The organism is Chryseobacterium vrystaatense (assembly GCF_000737765.1).
GTDB classification, from domain to species: Bacteria; Bacteroidota; Bacteroidia; order Flavobacteriales; family Weeksellaceae; genus Chryseobacterium; species Chryseobacterium vrystaatense.
In genome coordinates this window covers 239,598-255,938 of sequence record NZ_JPRI01000003.1, presented here as the reverse complement: position 1 = coordinate 255,938, position 16,341 = coordinate 239,598, and the positions used below count along the sequence as shown (strand labels likewise).

Below are 16,341 nucleotides of genomic sequence, written 5' to 3'. Positions count from 1 at the left end.
TAAAAAATGAAGAATAAAACTATTCTCCATTTTAATTTATTCAGATTAAATTATCTTTTATTTCTTGATTTTCTCAGCAAGATCTTTTACGTATTTCTTTACCTCTTTGTCAATTTTGGATACATCTTTAATGGTGTCACAAGCGTACATTACTGTTGAATGGTCTTTTCCTCCCATTTCTTCACCAATTTTACTAAAGGTAGCATTCGTTAGTTCTTTTGAAAAATACATAGCCAACTGTCTCGGAAGTGCAATTTCTCTTTTTCTGGTTTTAGAAAGAAGCTGTTCTTTCTTGATTCCGAAATAATCGCATACCACTTCCTGGATGTAAGGAATATTGATGACCTTTTTCTGATTAGCAGCAATCTTATTGATTGTATCTTTCAGCAATTCAAGGCTTAAATCTGTCTTATACACCGTAGAATAAGCGATTACAGAGTTGATTACACCAATAAGCTCTCTTACATTGGTCTTAGCTTCGGCAGCAAGGAAATCCAGCATATCCCCTGGAAGTACAATTCCGTCTCTGCTTAATTTATCGACAATAATCTGTCTTCTGGTAGAAAGATCCGGAGATTTGATCTCAGCAGAAAGTCCCCATTTGAAACGGGAAACAATTCTTTCCTGAATATCCATAATATCTGCAGGAGCCTTATCCGAAGTAAGGATGATCTGCTTTCCATTCTGGTGAAGATGATCAAAAATATGGAAGAAACTATCTTGTGTTGCAGATTTACCGGACAGGAACTGAATATCATCGATGATCAAAACATCTACCATCTGATAGAAGTTGGCAAACTCTGTCTGTTTGTGTGCTTTCGCTGCAGAAATAAACTGCTGGATGAATTTTTCAGAAGACAGATAAAGAACTACTTTATCCGGAAACTGACTTTTTACTTCAAGACCTACAGCCTGTCCCAAGTGGGTTTTTCCTACTCCATATCCTCCGTGAAGAAACAATGGGTTGAAAGCGGTTGCACCTGGTCTTTTAGCAATTGAACGCGCTACTGTGGCAGCAAATTTATTACTCTCTCCTTCGATATAATTATCAAAAGAGTAGTCTGATTTCAGGTTAGAATCTATATTTACTTTTCTAATTCCCGGAACTACAAAAGGGTTTACGATATTAGCAGAGAATCCCTGCGGCATTGTTTCCTGCATTTTTGGTGTAGGAACGCTTTTCCCCTTCATATTCATTGTCACTGGCTTTTCCTCTCCGGTAGGCCTGTTTTCCATTACTGAGTACCATAATTTCACTCCTTTTCCAAGATTTTTCTTCAGGGCAGCAGAAAGCAGGGATAGGTAGTTATCCTCAATATATTCCTTGTAAAAATCGCTCGGCACTATAAGCGTAAGGTTATTGGCAACCAACGAAAGTGGCTGTACCTTATCGAATAGCATGTCGAAGGATTTTTCAAGCTTCTTAAGATCAGAATTGTCTTCAGCTGCGTTCAAATTATCACGCATGAACTGAAGGCACTTCTGCCATATCATCATTAAATTTTCATCCATATTTATGCCCCGATTAATTCTTTGTTAGTACTTTTTTTAGAAGGAAGACAAAGGTCCAATTTTTTCTTTTCAAAAAAAAATATTGCGGGTATTGATTATTTAAAAATATATTTGTATGCATAAATACAGACTAAAAATGATACATACAACACACTCAATACGAGTACGTTACGCAGAAACAGACCCTATGAAATATGTGTACTACGGGAACTATGCGCAGTACTTCGAAATTGGTAGAGTTGAGCTCTTCAGAAACATAGGAATCTCATACGATGAAATTGAAAACCAAGGAATTTGGCTCCCTGTTTCGGACTATAAAATTAAGTATATCCGTCCGGCGCTCTATGACCAAAAATTAGAAATTCATACCTATGTTAAAAAGATTCCGGGAGTTAGAATTGAATTTGAGTACGAAATTTTCAATGAAGAGAAGGTTAAAATCACCGAAGCATCCACTACTCTTTTCTTTTTAGATGCAAAAACCAATAAGATTATCAGGTGTCCGGATTTTTTGATGAAGCTTATTGAAGAGAACTGGAACAGGTAGCAGATTATCTAAAAGAGGCATGATATAATCAATGAAAGATGGTTGGTTTTAAACTAATTTGCATCTTTGCATTAAAATACCATTCTAATTTACATTTATATATATACACTATGAAGATTGCATTTTTGGGACCTCATGCGAGTTTTACACAACTCGCGGCCACCCAGCTGTTTCCGAATGATGAACTTGTACCTCAGGCTAATATTTTAGACTGTTTTAATGCCGTTGAAAGTGGAGAGGCTGAAAAAGCGGTGGTCCCTCTGGAAAATTCGATTGAGGGAACGGTTTCTATGACACTGGATTATTTATATAAAACACCGTCAATTAAAATAGAAGCAGAAGGAGTCATGCCAATTGCCCATCACCTGATGATTCACCCCGACCATAAGATGGAGGATATTGAAAGAATATATTCACATCCGCAGGCTTTAGCACAAAGCTTCCATTTTCTTGATACCCGTTACAAAGAAATTATGAGACAGGATTTTTCATCGACTGCTGCTGCTGCAAAATATGTTTCTGAAAACAGGGATTTGAAAATAGCGGCAGTAGCCAATCAGTTTGCAGCCAATCTTTATGGATTAAATATTGTTCACAGAAACATTCAGGATTTCGAACAGAACCATACCCGTTTTATTGTGATTTCAAAAAAGAAGAGTATCTATTCTAATGACCGTCTCGAAATACTGGGAGAAAAGTCAGGCATGCTTATTAACCTTCCTGAGGATCACCCAGGAGGTCTTCATCAGGTTCTTTCGGTGTTTGCATGGAGAAAAATGAACCTCAGCAAAATTGAATCAAGAACGTTGAAAACAGGTCTTGGCAATTATTTCTTCTTTATTAATGTGGAAGGACCCTGGGAAGATATTCTGCACGGTAATGCCCTTTTGGAACTTCAGTCCATCAATGCCGAAGTTGATTTCTTAGGAAACTACAAAGAATTCCTTTTGGAAAGTTAAAAAAAACAAACTTATTAAAAAATTAACACTGCCCTTACGAGCAGTGTTTTTTTATGTAACACCCTTATATATTGAAAATTACTGACAAAAAGACCATTCAATTTTGTCACTTTATGTGACAGAATTAATCATTTTGACATTTTTGTTAAATCAAAATATAGTGATTTATTAAAATAAATTATTTAATTTTACCCTATTATACCTTTTAAAAATAATGATACATAACTTGATTACGAAGCGACATATCAGTAAAAACAAACATTTGTTTAAATTTTTTGTACTATATTTGTTATATAAATAAACATATCGCAAAAAGGCATAATTTTTGCATTGTTTAAACTGAAAACTAATTAAAAAACTTACTCATGAAAACCAAAATCTACAGCTTACTTTTAGCTTTATCGGCGATTCCCGTTTTTTCCCAAGTTGGAATTAATACATCTGCGCCTAGTGCCACATTGGACGTCAATGGAACTATGAAAGTTAGGGATATCCCCCTTTCTGCAACCCTCCCAGGCTATGAAATTTTAGCACTGAACAATACAACAGCACAGGTTTCTAAAGTTGACCCTCAGCTGCTTTTAAATTCTTCCGTGAACAGCAGTGTATTTGCTGCAAAAAAAGCCACAGGCATAAGCCTTCTTTCGGTGGGTATTTTCGGAAATTTCAAACCTGTCAATTTTTTATCAGCAGAAAGAACGATAGGGAATGCTGCTTTATTTAATGACGCTACTTCATCTTATACAGTACCATCTGATGGTGTGTATGCTATATCATATTCCTTCCGCTTTGGAACGGGAATACAAGCTTCTTTATTAAGCAGTGGTACGGGTATTGGAATTACCAAAACAACAGGAGCAGGAGCTGGAACTACCACACTAATAGACACCCGCACCTTCAGTGGTATCAATCTTGTAGTGGCCAGTTTAACTATAGCGGACACGAATATCAATGCATTATATTCTTTCCAGGCCGGTGATAGAATTGCTTTTGGATTTCTAGACCCGGGAATTAACCTGGGGCTGTTATCAACCAGTCTTACATCATTCTACATCTACAAAGTTTCAAATTAATCAATAACACAATTTAATCACTCTGCACAGTTAATCCATCACAGAATATGTGATGGATTAATTTTATAACGTTAAAAACATTTACTTTATATTTGATAAAAACTAAAGTATGAGTGAGTTTCTTCTGGTCATATTAATCATAGTCGTTCTTTTTCTTATCTTCAACAATCTTAACAGTAAGATTCGAAGACTGGAGAAACAAATTTCTGATTTAAATTTAAAAATAACTCAACCTCAACAAAATACATCGATACAAGAAGAACCGAAAGAGGAATTACCCGATCATGTAAGCACTTCAAATCCGACAGAGTCAATCAGTATTCACCAAGACAGCCATCGTGAAACAATTCCTTCTGTACCTGAAAAAGACTGGCTGGCACCTGTTTTTGATTTTTTAAAACAAAACGTTTTGACAATCATCGGAATTTTCACTCTTGTTCTTGGAATCGGCTATTTTGTAAAATATGCTATAGACAAAAACTGGATCGGGGAAACAGCAAGAGCCGGAATAGGTTTGGCTGCCGGGGCAGGAATTATGCTGGCTGGTCATTTCCTACGAAAAAACTACGCTGTTTTCGCATCTATTATTACCGGCGGCGGCATTGCTGTTTTGTATTTTACAACGACTATTGCTTTCAGGGAATATCATTTGTTTACTCAGAACACCGCTTTTGTGATCACTACTTTAATCACTATCGTGTCCATCGCCCTTGCTTATTATTATAAAAGTGAGATATTAATTATTTTCGCCATGCTGGGCGGATTCTCTGCTCCATTGATGATCAGTACCGGACAGAGCAACTATCTTTTCCTTTTCACTTATCTCACCCTACTGAATATTGGTATGCTCGCCGCCGCATTCCTCAAAAACTGGAAAAGCGTAGGATGGACTGCGTATACTTTTACAAGTATTTATCTTTTCTACTGGACCTCGGAAAAGACTGAACTTCTCAGTATTGTTTTTTATATGATCAGCTACTTTATTTTCTATGTATTTGCCCTTCAGGATTATGTTAAAAAAAACACACTCTCCCAATGGAATACTTTAATGCTTGTGTTGATCAATTTTTCAAGCATAATCGGTTTGATTTATACGTTTAAAACATTAAACTACGAACCTGTAATTATCTTCCCCCTTCTTTTTGCCGTTGCTAATGGGCTGCTTCTGGTAAGAGAATATGGAAAGAAAAATTTTGGCTTCAGTTATTCAATTTTCGCAGCATTGACCATTAGCCTTTTTACTGTAGCAGTAGCCCTTCAGTTTAAAGCTCATCTCATTACAAGCGTCTGGGCCGTGGAATCAACACTTCTACTTTATATATGGAAAAAAAGCGGACACCATATTTTCAAAAAATGCTTTTATGTTCTCTTTCCACTCGTCATTATTGCACAGATCATCACATGGGCAGAATATTTCAATGCCAAGAATATGAACATTGTATTTAATCCGGTATTCTTAACGAGTCTTGTTACTATTGCAACCACTATCTTTAATCTATTTTTATTAAAAAGAATTAACAATACCCAGAAGACGGAAGATCGTTTTTTCGAAAATACTTTCGCTGTTGTAAGCTATGGAGTAATATATCTGGCCTTCCTTCTGGAGATCATCTATCATATTTCAGATATGCCAGGTCCGGCGATAATGAGCATTGGGCTTCTTTTTAGCATCTATTACATCTTTATCTTACTACTGCTCAGGAAAAAGCTCGATATTGACGGATTTATTCATACGGGACTTATTTACCTGTTCCTTATTCTGGCTGCATTCAATGCTTCGTTTGCTGCGTCAGAAGTAGTCACTTCTGTTTTACAGAAGGAACTTACGTTTGGTTTTTATATGATTCATCTTCTGTATTGGGTTCCTTTCATCTATATATTATGGAAACCTTCTTCAATATCGCATTTTTATAAAACAAACATCTCGTACTGGGCTATTTCAATAACACTTGTCATTTCAATAAGCTGTGGATTTTACAATACCTATGTTTTAGGCTCTGTAAATGAGCTATCACCTATCTATAAAGTAAAAGAACATTTTACAATTCTATACCTCCCTATTATCTGGACCGTTTTGGCGAGTATTTTTATTTATATAAGTCTAAAAAAAACAATTCCGGAATACAGCAGGATAGGTTTTGTTCTTATCGGAATTATGGTCCTTAAACTTTACAGCTATGATGTATGGCAAATGGATAACATTTCGAGAATTACAGCCTTTATTATTCTGGGAATCATTTTATTACTGAGTTCATTTACTTTCCAGAGAATAAAAAATCTTATTAAAAATATAGTAGATAAAAAAGAGGAATAAAGAAAGCTCAAGAAATAATAAAGATTAAAAAGCATTTAAATCTGAATTTTATTGTGCCATCCAATATAGCTTTCCCTGCAGTGTTAATTTTAAAACCAATTATTAAATGTCTTATACTTCAAACTCAAAAATTCTTAATAAATGCTTTTATTTCTAAGCAATATTTAAAATATTGCAAAATTTCATTCACATTTTATAAAAAATAATTATATTTATCCAGTTTTTAACAGTTACATATTCCGGTTATGAAAAAAATACTCTATTCTTTTTTAATATTATCATCTGCAGTCCTATCTGCCCAGAAGAATCCTTCTGTAAAGTTTGCTGTCGCCAATGATATTGTTGGAACGGTAGGCATGTTCAATGCAAAAAAAGCAATCGTTCAGAGTTCAAACATCTATAAAAGCCCTGCAGGATTACCACAAGCCTTAAAAAAATATAGCTTCCTTGCAGAAAAAGGGATTACGGAATTCAAAATTAAAAACGGTTATGAGGCACTGGACAGATTTTCTCTTGCTCAACTGAATGCACAAAATGGACTGCCAGAAAACAATCCTGTTTTTTTCGAAGGATATGAGTTTTCAGACAGCACTACTAAGATTTATGCTGAAGTCATTGGATCTACAGAAGTTAAAGATCATAATGGTAAAAAAACATTATTTCTTAGTACAGGTACTACAAAATAAATCACCCATAACTTTATAACAGTAAAAGGATACCTTGAAAGTATCCTTTTTTATTTAGTATCTGTTATTCCATTTCTTCTTAAGCTCTTCGTAAATTTTCTTTTCTGTAGCATTGTTACCGGGTTGGTAAAGTTTTACATCTTTAATTTCCTCCGGTAGAAATTCCTGATCTACAAAATTACCTTCATATGAATGGGCATATTTATATTCCTTACCATAATCCAGGTCTTTCATCAGTTTGGTGGGTGCATTTCTCAGATGCAGCGGTACAGGTAAATTTCCAGTCTTTTTTACAAGAGCCAGCGCATCATTGATTGCCATATAGGTAGAGTTGCTTTTAGGAGAAACAGCAAGATATACAGCTGTTTCACTTAAAATGATTCGTGACTCCGGATTTCCAATGACATTGACGGCCTGAAAACAGTTATTTGCGATAACTAAAGCGTTAGGATTGGCTAACCCAATATCCTCAGCGGCAAGAATAAGCATTCTCCGTGCAATAAATTTAATATCTTCTCCCCCTGCAATCATTCTGGCCAACCAATACACAGCACCGTTCGGGTCACCTCCCCGCATAGATTTTATAAAAGCGGAAATAATATCGTAATGCTGCTCCCCGTTTTTGTCATAAAGCGCCATTGTTTCCTGAAGGATCTCGAGAACATCTGCGTTACTGATCTCCTCTTTATCTGAATTCCTGTACTGATTAAAGACAAGTTCTACAGAATTGATCAATTTTCTGGCATCTCCCCCGGAATACTGAATGAAAGCTTCCTTCTCTGCAATTTTAAAGTGGGTCCCTTCATTTTTATTATAACTCTGTGATGCTGTATCAATTAATTCTTCAAGCTTTTCGTAACTCAGCGCCTTCAAAATATAGACCTGACTTCTCGATAAAAGTGCGGACACAACTTCAAAGCTGGGGTTTTCGGTAGTAGCACCAATTAAAACGATCCATCCTTTTTCAACAGCATGCAAAAGCGAATCCTGTTGGGATTTATTGAACCGGTGGATCTCATCAATGAATAAAATAGGTGGTTTTCCTGAAAACAGGTTTTGTTTTTTGGCATCGTCGATAACGTCACGTACGTCTTTTACTCCCGAAGAAACTGCGGAAAGTTTATAGAACTTCCTCCCTGATTTTTCAGAAATGATTTCGGCCAGTGTCGTTTTCCCTGTTCCCGGAGGCCCCCAAAGAATCAATGAATTCAGTGCATTATTTTCGATCATCTTCCTGACCGTCCCTTTTTCGCCTGTAAGATGTTCCTGCCCAAGTACTTCATCCAGGGTTTTGGGTCTTAGTTTTTCAGCTAATGGAATATTTTGACTCAAGATAATTTATTTTTTTTGATCAGCGGATTAAGGTTTACCTCCCTTAAACTTCTAACAAAATTAAACTAATTTTAATTTTTTTACCCTATTTTTGCATTGTTTTGAAACTTACATTCAATAAAATCATTAGTTTTCCTTTGGTAATTTTGATCAAATTTTACCAGTGGTTTATTTCGCCTTTACTTCCAAAAAACTGCCGTTATGAACCTACCTGTTCTCATTATATGGTAGAAGCACTTCAGGTACATGGCATATTCAAAGGATTGTGGATGGGTGTAAAAAGAATTTCAAAATGTCATCCATGGGGAGGCAGCGGCTATGATCCTGTTCCACCCAAAAAATAAATCTGTAACCAATTATTAAGTCAGTAACAAACTATTAAATCAATAGAAATGAGTAACCTATTTTTCAGAATTTATATCGTCTTGTTTGCATTTATCACACAGTTTGCATTTGCTCAGGAATATCCTGGAGGATTATCCGAAGGAACTCTAAAAGTAAATGAAAGCAATATCCCTGTAAAAATCTATTCTACGACAGAGATCATTGCTCTTAATGCTTTTCCCGGAAATACTACAGATAAAAATGTTCTGGTCATCCTGAACGATTCAAATTTAGAGCCCGCTCATTTTGATTCGGGCAATTTGATTCTGGAAAAATACAAGAGTTCACACTATCAATTTTTTGATAAAAACTTTAAACTGATCGATACTCCTGCAACAAAAGACAATATCACTCATTTCAAATATGCTGTAAAGGCTGCAAAACCTATTACAGAATCAGACAATGTAACACTTGAGACCTCTTTCAAAATCTGGGATCCTTCAAAAGGCATCAAACTGGGACCTGTTACGTTACATTTCTACAGTTTAATGTTTGTTCTTGCATTTGGTCTGGGTTATATCTTAATGCTAAGAATTTTCAAAATTGACAATGTAAACCAAAAATATCTTGAACCTCTTTTCACGTGGACGTTGATCGGAACTATTTTAGGAGCAAGACTAGGCCATGTGATCTTCTACCAGCCGGAACTTTTTAAGGAAGATTTTTGGAGTGTATTTTTACCGATAAGCACTAAAAATGGATTTCAATTTACAGGATTTTCAGGACTGGCAAGTCACGGTGCTACGATAGCTCTTATCTTTACAACCTTATATTATTCATTTAAGATTATTAAGAAAAATCCATTCTGGGTATATGACAGAATTGGAATTGTGGTTGCTTTAGGAGGTGCATTTGTAAGAATAGGTAATTTTTTCAATTCGGAGATTGTTGGGAAACCGGTTTCTCCTGATTCTCCTTTTGCTATTCTTTTTCCTCAACAGAGCAGCGAATACGGCCTTACAGTTCCACGATATCCGAGCCAGCTTTTTGAAGCTGCAGGCTACGTAGCTCTGTTTATTTTACTATGGTTCTTATACAGAAAGACAGACAAAAAATATCAGCAAGGGTGGTTATTCGGACTGTTTTTTATTATTCTTTGGGCTGTCAGATTCTTTGTTGAATTCCTGAAGGAACCTCAAGGAGACGAGTTCATCCAGATTGGTGGACTGAATACCGGGCAGGTACTATCGATACCTTTTATGATCGCCGGTGTTGTTATCATGATTATTTCTAAAAAATTCAAAATCACTCAGGCAGAAAATGAAAAACCTGAATAATAAGAGGTGATACAATAAAAAGGAAAAGGGCAAATTTGCATATAAGCGAATTTGCCCTTTTCCTTTTTAAACAGATCTAATTTATTTAAAATTTACAACCAAAGTTCAGCTCGTTTTATACTATTATCATAGTTTGACTCCGCCCCTTCTGTTTAATTCTTCGAAAACACTTCCGAATGTATTAATCACGCCTGTAGGAAGCATTGATTCTTTAGAGTATTTTTCTGAGGCAAGGTCAGCTGCTCTGCCATGAAGCCATACGCCCAAAATACCAGCCTCTTCTTCAGAATATTCCTGAGCAAGCAGTGAAGTCAGAATACCGGTAAGAATATCTCCACTCCCTCCTTTAGCAAGCCCTGCATTTCCTGTTATATTATAAAATACAATTCCTTCGGGGGTAATAATCTGAGTATGATGATCTTTTAATACAATATAAATATTTAGCTCTGAAGCTTTTTCACGGGCAAGATTCAGTCTGTCAAATGAATTTTCTGTACTCCCGAATAAGCGTTCAAATTCTTTGGGATGCGGGGTAATCACAGATCTCTCAGGAATTAGTTTCAGATTGTTATGGTTTTTTGATATTATATTAAGTGCATCAGCATCTAAAACCAAAGGAGCGTCATATTCTTTTAAAAACTCAAGTAACCCTTTCTCTGTTTCTGCATGAGTGCCAAGACCTGGTCCAATGCCATAAACCGTATTGTCTTCCGCTTTAAAATGTTCTATATATTCGGCACCACCTTCTATAAACATTGCTTCAGGACATGAGATCTGTAAAACTTCATATCCACATCTTGGTGCCAATGTGAAGGTAAGGCCAGCTCCGGTCTTTAAGCTCGATCTAGTCGCCAGTACTACTGCTCCTATTTTACCATAACTTCCACCGGCAATAATCACTTTACCGTAGGTACCTTTATGTGAAAAATCCTTTCTGGGTTTAAAAATGCGGTCAATAATTTTTTCATCTACCGTAAAATAGTCACTGTTTTCTGATTCCAAATATTCGGCATGCAGTCCAATATCAAGAATGATTACTTTCCCTGCGTATTGACCTGTTTCCGGATGGAGAAAGCTTTTCTTCCAACATTGAAAGCTTAGGGTGTAATCGGCTTTAAAAATAACTGCATTTTCTTCAAACATAGTATCAGCAGGTAAACCCGAAGGAATATCTACAGAAATCCTGAGAGCGTTTTTCTCATTCAACACCTCTACCAACTCTTCATAGATCCCCTCCAAAGGTCTCGACAAGCCGGTCCCGAACAGGGCATCAACAATAATCGTTTTACTGTCAAAATTATACTGATCGGCCTCTTTGAACTCCCTGACAGAAATTCCCGACAGATCCCGCAGTCTTTTTAAATTTACTGAAGCTTGGTCTGACACTTTTCCTTTTATGTTCTTCATGAAAATATCTACATCAAACCCCTTCATGTAAAGGATTCTTGCAACAGCTAATCCGTCACCACCATTATTTCCGGTACCACAGAATACAGCTATTTTTTTGTGATTTTTACAGTTTTCTGAGATCCATCCTGCCAATGCCTCTGAAGCTCTTTCCATAAGCTGTATGGAGGAAACCGGTTCTTGCGAAATGGTAAACCGATCCCATTTCCGTATTTGTTCTGCTGTAAAAACTTTCATAATATTCTGTCAAATTTTTAACCAAATTACGAAAGTTTTCCTTTACGGTTGAGGAAAACAATAAAAATACGGTTAGAATATTATCCTGTAAAAATTTAGCTGAACACTATTATTTATGAGGAAAAAAGCCTTTGAATGCAGTGCATAATTCAATAATTATGGAATAAAAAAACTTTAAAAAGTAATGATTTTTACATTTTTTAATTATATTTTTGTGTGTATACTAATTAAAAAAATATAAATTATGGGATTTGTTACAGAATTTAAATCGTTTGCTTTTAAGGGCAATGTACTTGACCTTGCTGTCGGTGTCATCATCGGTGGAGCGTTCGGAAAAATCGTTTCCTCACTGGTAGAAGATGTAATCACTCCACTTTTACTGAATCCGGCATTAAAAGCTGCAGGTGCAGAAAACATTTCAAAACTTTCATGGAACGGAGTTACTTACGGTAATTTCCTGTCTGCTGTCATTAGCTTTCTATGTATTGCCATGGTACTTTTCTGGATCATAAAGAGTGCCAACAAGATTATTAAAAAGGATGAACCAGCTGCTGCAGGACCTACTGCAGACCAACAACTGTTGACAGAAATCAGAGATCTTCTTAAAAGTAAGAATAACATATAAAACAGAATCGACTGCCTCAAAGGGCAGTCGATTTTTTTTGTTCTGAACAAAATTTTAAATCAGTTATTACTGGATCTGTAAAATGCTTGAGATCTGTTCTGCCAGAGAAAGTCCTATTCTGTCCTGAGCTTCCAAAGTAGAAGCGCCGGTGTGAGGAGTCAGAGAGATTTTTGAATGATTCAGTATTTCTTTGGAAGGTGTAGGTTCATTGATGAAAACATCTAATCCTGCAAATTTTACTTTTCCTGAATCTAATGCTGCAATCAAAGCAGATTCGTCGATAACACCGCCTCTTGAGCAATTCACAACTGCCACACCGTCTTTCATTATATCAAACTCATTTTTCCCGATCATATATCCGTCTTTCTGAGCCGGAACATGTAGGGTAATAAAATCTGAATGCTTCAACACATCCTGAAGCGGCTCAGTTTCTATATCAACGTTAATAAACTGGTTGTTATAGAACTTCACTTTGATGCTTGCTTTTCCTACGTTATTATCCGCAGCGATCACTCTCATCCCCAGTCCCAACGCTATTCTTGCAACCTCCTGTCCTATTCTTCCCATCCCAACGATTCCGATGGTCTTTCCTCTTAATTCAATCCCTGCAGTATACGCTTTTTTGAGACCTGCAAATTCTGTATCTCCTACCAAAGGCATTTTTCTATTTGAATCCTGGAGAAATCTTGCTCCAGAAAATAAGTGTGCGAAAACAAGCTCAGCAACCGATTCTGAAGAAGCAGAGGGAGTATTGATCACATGGATTCCTTTTTCTCTGGCATAGTCTACATCAATATTATCCATTCCTACACCACCCCGTCCAATGATACCGAGCGATGGACATCCATCAATAATATCTTTCCTTACCTGCGTAGCACTCCTTACCAAAAGGGTACGGATCTTGTGCTCGTTGATGTAATCTACCAAAAGCTCCTGCGGAACTTTTTTCGTGATCACTTCAAAACCTTTCTCAGTCAGTGCATCAATTCCAGATTGATCCAGACCGTCATTTGCTAAAACTTTCATAAATACAATTGATATTAAAAAGTGAAAAGATTTAAAAATTAAATAATTTTCAGTGCGTACACTTTCGTCATTCAATTTTTAAATCTTTGTATATGTTTTCTTAATCTTCTTTGAAAACTTCAATGGTAACCTGCTTTTCTACAAGGTCTGTAAATCTGCCTTTGTATCTTGTAGCTCTTACCAGGTGATTGTCTATCCAGTGATAATTACCTCCCCTTGGTTTTCCGCAGAGTACACTGTGATATTTGAAGCCGTGTTTATCCAGCCAGTCGATGGTAATCTGTTTCAGATTTTCTGTTCTTGAAGTGAAGAAACAGATCTGATGTCCTTCGTCATACCATTTGTTCACTGTTTCAAGTGCATCAGGGTAAGGCTCACAGGTAACCATTCTTTCCGGTTCTTCATTGGGAACGTCATCGGTAATGGTTCCATCAATGTCTATTAAATAATTTTTCACCCCGTCCTTAAGAATTGGACTTATATGCTCTTTATATTCTAATTCCATCAGTAATTATTAAGATGTAAAGTTAAGGCTTTTATAGGTAAAGGAAGCATTAAACTTAGTTTAAGTTAAAATTATACTACAAAAACTACTATTTAATGAATAATTTAAATATTTTATTCGCTTTTATAATCATTCTGGTTAAAATTTTTCTCTTTTATAATTTCATTTTCACAGTTGATTAAAAAAAATCATCCTATAACGTATGGTCTAATCCAACTGATCATTCCTTAGTCTTTCCTATATTCTGAAGATGCCGTAAATATCGGGGTGGCTTATTGTGTTCCTTTTGTGCATTCATAATTTCACTATATGATGTTTCTCCAAAAATTTTCAAAATACATTTATTAGGCTTACATTTGTAGAAATGGAAGAATTTGTAGTTTTAGTAAATCCTGAAGATGATGTTTTAGGCCTTATGGAAAAGCAGCAGGCTCACATCAATGGTGTTCTCCACCGTGCATTTTCCGTGTTTTTGTTTAACAGTAAAGGTGAGATGCTTCTTCAGAAAAGGGCATCCGGAAAATACCATTCTCCCAATCAATGGACCAATGCAGTATGCTCTCATCCAAAAGAAGGGGAAACTTATCTTGATGGCGCAAAACGCAGGCTCAACGAAGAGCTTGGAATTGAAGCTGAACTTTCTGAAAAATTTAATTTTATCTATAAAGCAGACGTTGGAGGCGGCCTTTGGGAGCACGAACTCGATTATGTTTTTGTAGGAAATTACGAATCAGATTTCAATTTGAATAAGGAGGAAGTACAGGAAGTCAGATTTGTTTCAATGGAAAACCTTGATCATGAAATTGCTCAAAATCCCGAAAATTTTACCGAGTGGTTTAAAATTATCCTTCAAGAATATAAAGACAATTTTTAATTGATGAAAAGAATACTGCTTATATCTGCTTTTTTATCGGCAAGTTTATTTTTTGCCCAAAAAGCAAAAGTGTATGACAGTCCAGGCTACTCCATCAATGTACCTGAAGGCTGGCGGTCAACCAATGACAATGATATCGTCAACATTTTTCCGGCCAATGAGATCGGAGCTATTACTATTTCAGAATATCACGATCTGGATCTTCCCAGGGGAGAGATGAAAAAGTTTATTCTGGCCCTTTACAAATCAGAAGAGCCCGAGAGTAAAATAAAAGAAAACAGAGGCAAAAAAGGATATTCGGAATATTTTTACGAGTATTTTGATGAGAAGGAAAAACTGTTCTGGATCACCAAGGCCTTTCAGAAAGATAAAGATCTTTATCTTGTTTCTATCAATTGCGGGCAGAAGTTCTGGAACGGAAACTATATGAGCCTATTTAACGAAACTTTCAACAGCTTTAAAATAAAGAAATAAAAATTAAATATGAAGAAAACAGCCTTATACGATAAACACGTTTCTTTGGGCGCTAAAATCGTACCTTTTGCAGGTTTTGAAATGCCTGTACAGTATTCTGGTGTAACGGAGGAGCATTTTGCAGTAAGAGAAAAAGCAGGTTTGTTCGATGTATCACACATGGGACAGTTTTTTATTGAAGGACCGGGATCTAAAGATCTTTTACAGTTTGTTACGACAAACAATGTAGATGCACTGGAAAACGGAAAAGCTCAATATTCTTGCCTTCCAAATGAGAACGGAGGAATCGTGGATGACCTTATTGTTTACAAGATGGAAGACGACAAATATTTCGTCGTAGTGAACGCGTCAAATATCGAAAAAGACTGGAATCATATCTCAAAATATAACACATTCGGTGCTACCATGATCAACGCATCTGATGATATGTCTCTACTGGCAATCCAGGGTCCCAGAGCTACTGAGATTCTTCAGAAGCTTACAGAAACTGCTCTTTCAGACATTCCTTATTATCATTTTGCAGTAGGAAGTGTTGCGGGAGTCAATAATGTCATTATTTCAAACACCGGATATACTGGAAGCGGTGGATTTGAGATCTATTTCAACAATGATAATGCTGAACAACTTTGGGATGCGATTATCAATGCTGGTGAAACAGAAGGAATTGTTCCGGCTGGACTTGCTGCAAGAGATACTTTAAGACTGGAAAAAGGGTTCTGTCTTTACGGAAATGATATCGACGATACCACTTCTCCTATTGAAGCAGGATTAGGATGGATTACAAAATTTGATAAAGATTTTGTTTCTAAAGATACTTTTGCAAAGCAGAAAGAAGAAAGTGTTACCAGAAAACTTGTAGCTTTTGAACTTCAGGACAAGGGTGTTCCAAGACATGATTATCCGGTAGTAGATGCAGAAGGAAATGTAATTGGAAAGGTAACCTCTGGAACGCAATCTCCAATGAAGAAAATTGGTTTAGGTCTTGCTTACGTAGACAAACCTCACTTTAAGCTGGGTTCTGAGATCTTTATTCAGGTTAGAAACAAGAACATTCCTGCAAAAGTTGTGAAAGCTCCTTTCGTATAACCGTTCTGAACATATATAAAAAG

At 36.2% G+C, this 16,341-nt stretch carries 16 protein-coding genes; 11 read left to right on the top strand and 5 right to left on the bottom strand.

The genetic code is table 11. The features are described 5' to 3' along the window. Nucleotides 1-57: 57 nt before the first annotated feature. Nucleotides 58-1,512 carry a chromosomal replication initiator protein DnaA gene (gene dnaA / locus IW16_RS10445; RefSeq protein WP_034743458.1) on the bottom strand — a complete coding sequence of 485 codons (1,455 nt, stop codon included), beginning with the start codon at nt 1,510-1,512 and terminating at the stop codon, nt 58-60. A gap of 136 nt (nt 1,513-1,648) precedes the next feature. Between dnaA and IW16_RS10440 the strand changes: the two genes are divergently transcribed. From IW16_RS10440 to IW16_RS10420, 5 genes are all read left to right on the top strand, one after another. Further along, nucleotides 1,649-2,059: an acyl-CoA thioesterase gene (locus IW16_RS10440; RefSeq protein WP_034743455.1), complete on the top strand. Its 411-nt coding sequence runs from the start codon at nt 1,649-1,651 to the stop codon at nt 2,057-2,059. A 110-nt stretch (nt 2,060-2,169) separates the two neighbouring features. Next, nucleotides 2,170-3,018, top strand: a complete 849-nt coding sequence (pheA, locus tag IW16_RS10435; RefSeq protein WP_034743453.1) for a prephenate dehydratase — start codon at nt 2,170-2,172, stop codon at nt 3,016-3,018. Nucleotides 3,019-3,383: 365 nt separating this feature from the next. Beyond that, on the top strand, nt 3,384-4,091 hold the full coding sequence (locus IW16_RS10430; protein WP_034743451.1) for a hypothetical protein: 708 nt from the start codon (nt 3,384-3,386) through the stop codon (nt 4,089-4,091). Nucleotides 4,092-4,200: 109 nt separating this feature from the next. Next, the gene (locus tag IW16_RS10425) at nt 4,201-6,405 is read left to right on the top strand and encodes a DUF2339 domain-containing protein (protein ID WP_034743447.1); all 2,205 of its coding nucleotides are present in this window, start codon (nt 4,201-4,203) and stop codon (nt 6,403-6,405) included. A 245-nt stretch (nt 6,406-6,650) separates the two neighbouring features. Then, a complete protein-coding gene (locus tag IW16_RS10420; RefSeq protein ID WP_034743445.1) occupies nt 6,651-7,091 on the top strand; it encodes a hypothetical protein in 441 nt (146 codons plus the stop codon). Nucleotides 7,092-7,145: 54 nt separating this feature from the next. Here the strand turns inward: IW16_RS10420 and IW16_RS10415 are convergent, their stop codons facing one another. Next, nucleotides 7,146-8,423, bottom strand: a complete 1,278-nt coding sequence (locus IW16_RS10415; RefSeq protein WP_034743442.1) for a replication-associated recombination protein A — start codon at nt 8,421-8,423, stop codon at nt 7,146-7,148. Nucleotides 8,424-8,524: 101 nt separating this feature from the next. Between IW16_RS10415 and yidD the strand changes: the two genes are divergently transcribed. Both yidD and lgt read left to right on the top strand, forming a co-directional pair. Further along, the gene (gene yidD, locus IW16_RS10410) at nt 8,525-8,767 is read left to right on the top strand and encodes a membrane protein insertion efficiency factor YidD (RefSeq protein WP_034743439.1); all 243 of its coding nucleotides are present in this window, start codon (nt 8,525-8,527) and stop codon (nt 8,765-8,767) included. A gap of 468 nt (nt 8,768-9,235) precedes the next feature. Further along, a complete protein-coding gene (gene lgt / locus IW16_RS10405) occupies nt 9,236-10,084 on the top strand; it encodes a prolipoprotein diacylglyceryl transferase (protein WP_034744213.1) in 849 nt (282 codons plus the stop codon). A 126-nt stretch (nt 10,085-10,210) separates the two neighbouring features. Here lgt and IW16_RS10400 read toward each other — a convergent pair whose 3' ends face one another. Then, on the bottom strand, nt 10,211-11,728 hold the full coding sequence (locus tag IW16_RS10400) for a bifunctional ADP-dependent NAD(P)H-hydrate dehydratase/NAD(P)H-hydrate epimerase (protein ID WP_034743437.1): 1,518 nt from the start codon (nt 11,726-11,728) through the stop codon (nt 10,211-10,213). Between the two features lie 244 nt (nt 11,729-11,972). On the opposite strand from IW16_RS10400, the gene mscL reads away from it, so the two are divergent. Next, on the top strand, nt 11,973-12,353 hold the full coding sequence (mscL, locus tag IW16_RS10395) for a large conductance mechanosensitive channel protein MscL (RefSeq protein WP_034743435.1): 381 nt from the start codon (nt 11,973-11,975) through the stop codon (nt 12,351-12,353). Nucleotides 12,354-12,419: 66 nt separating this feature from the next. On the opposite strand, the gene IW16_RS10390 is transcribed toward mscL, so the two are convergent. Both IW16_RS10390 and IW16_RS10385 read right to left on the bottom strand, forming a co-directional pair. Beyond that, complete coding sequence (locus IW16_RS10390) at nt 12,420-13,379, bottom strand: D-2-hydroxyacid dehydrogenase (RefSeq protein ID WP_034743432.1); 960 nt, start codon at nt 13,377-13,379, stop codon at nt 12,420-12,422. A 100-nt stretch (nt 13,380-13,479) separates the two neighbouring features. After that, a complete protein-coding gene (locus IW16_RS10385) occupies nt 13,480-13,884 on the bottom strand; it encodes an LNS2 domain-containing protein (RefSeq protein ID WP_034743429.1) in 405 nt (134 codons plus the stop codon). A 364-nt stretch (nt 13,885-14,248) separates the two neighbouring features. Between IW16_RS10385 and idi the strand changes: the two genes are divergently transcribed. The 3 genes from idi to gcvT are packed head-to-tail and all read left to right on the top strand — an operon-like array spanning nt 14,249 to nt 16,318. Then, entirely contained in the window at nt 14,249-14,758 is a 510-nt protein-coding gene (gene idi, locus IW16_RS10380; RefSeq protein ID WP_034743427.1) for an isopentenyl-diphosphate Delta-isomerase, read from the top strand. A 3-nt stretch (nt 14,759-14,761) separates the two neighbouring features. Next, the gene (locus tag IW16_RS10375; protein WP_228376922.1) at nt 14,762-15,232 is read left to right on the top strand and encodes a hypothetical protein; all 471 of its coding nucleotides are present in this window, start codon (nt 14,762-14,764) and stop codon (nt 15,230-15,232) included. 9 nt (nt 15,233-15,241) lie between these two features. Further along, nucleotides 15,242-16,318: a glycine cleavage system aminomethyltransferase GcvT gene (gcvT, locus tag IW16_RS10370; RefSeq protein ID WP_034743422.1), complete on the top strand. Its 1,077-nt coding sequence runs from the start codon at nt 15,242-15,244 to the stop codon at nt 16,316-16,318. Nucleotides 16,319-16,341: the final 23 nt, after the last annotated feature.

What these genes read in the sequence shown, in the direction of transcription:
- IW16_RS10375 (WP_228376922.1), top strand. Translation starts at nt 14,762, where the DNA reads ATGAAAAGAATACTGCTTATATCTGCTTTTTTATCGGCAAGTTTATTT.
- mscL (WP_034743435.1), top strand. Translation starts at nt 11,973, where the DNA reads ATGGGATTTGTTACAGAATTTAAATCGTTTGCTTTTAAGGGCAATGTA.
- IW16_RS10440 (WP_034743455.1), top strand. Translation starts at nt 1,649, where the DNA reads ATGATACATACAACACACTCAATACGAGTACGTTACGCAGAAACAGAC.
- IW16_RS10390 (WP_034743432.1), bottom strand. Translation starts at nt 13,379, where the DNA reads ATGAAAGTTTTAGCAAATGACGGTCTGGATCAATCTGGAATTGATGCA.
- IW16_RS10385 (WP_034743429.1), bottom strand. Translation starts at nt 13,884, where the DNA reads ATGGAATTAGAATATAAAGAGCATATAAGTCCAATTCTTAAGGACGGG.
- idi (WP_034743427.1), top strand. Translation starts at nt 14,249, where the DNA reads ATGGAAGAATTTGTAGTTTTAGTAAATCCTGAAGATGATGTTTTAGGC.
- IW16_RS10425 (WP_034743447.1), top strand. Translation starts at nt 4,201, where the DNA reads ATGAGTGAGTTTCTTCTGGTCATATTAATCATAGTCGTTCTTTTTCTT.
- IW16_RS10400 (WP_034743437.1), bottom strand. Translation starts at nt 11,728, where the DNA reads ATGAAAGTTTTTACAGCAGAACAAATACGGAAATGGGATCGGTTTACC.
- pheA (WP_034743453.1), top strand. Translation starts at nt 2,170, where the DNA reads ATGAAGATTGCATTTTTGGGACCTCATGCGAGTTTTACACAACTCGCG.
- dnaA (WP_034743458.1), bottom strand. Translation starts at nt 1,512, where the DNA reads ATGGATGAAAATTTAATGATGATATGGCAGAAGTGCCTTCAGTTCATG.
- IW16_RS10420 (WP_034743445.1), top strand. Translation starts at nt 6,651, where the DNA reads ATGAAAAAAATACTCTATTCTTTTTTAATATTATCATCTGCAGTCCTA.
- IW16_RS10430 (WP_034743451.1), top strand. Translation starts at nt 3,384, where the DNA reads ATGAAAACCAAAATCTACAGCTTACTTTTAGCTTTATCGGCGATTCCC.
- gcvT (WP_034743422.1), top strand. Translation starts at nt 15,242, where the DNA reads ATGAAGAAAACAGCCTTATACGATAAACACGTTTCTTTGGGCGCTAAA.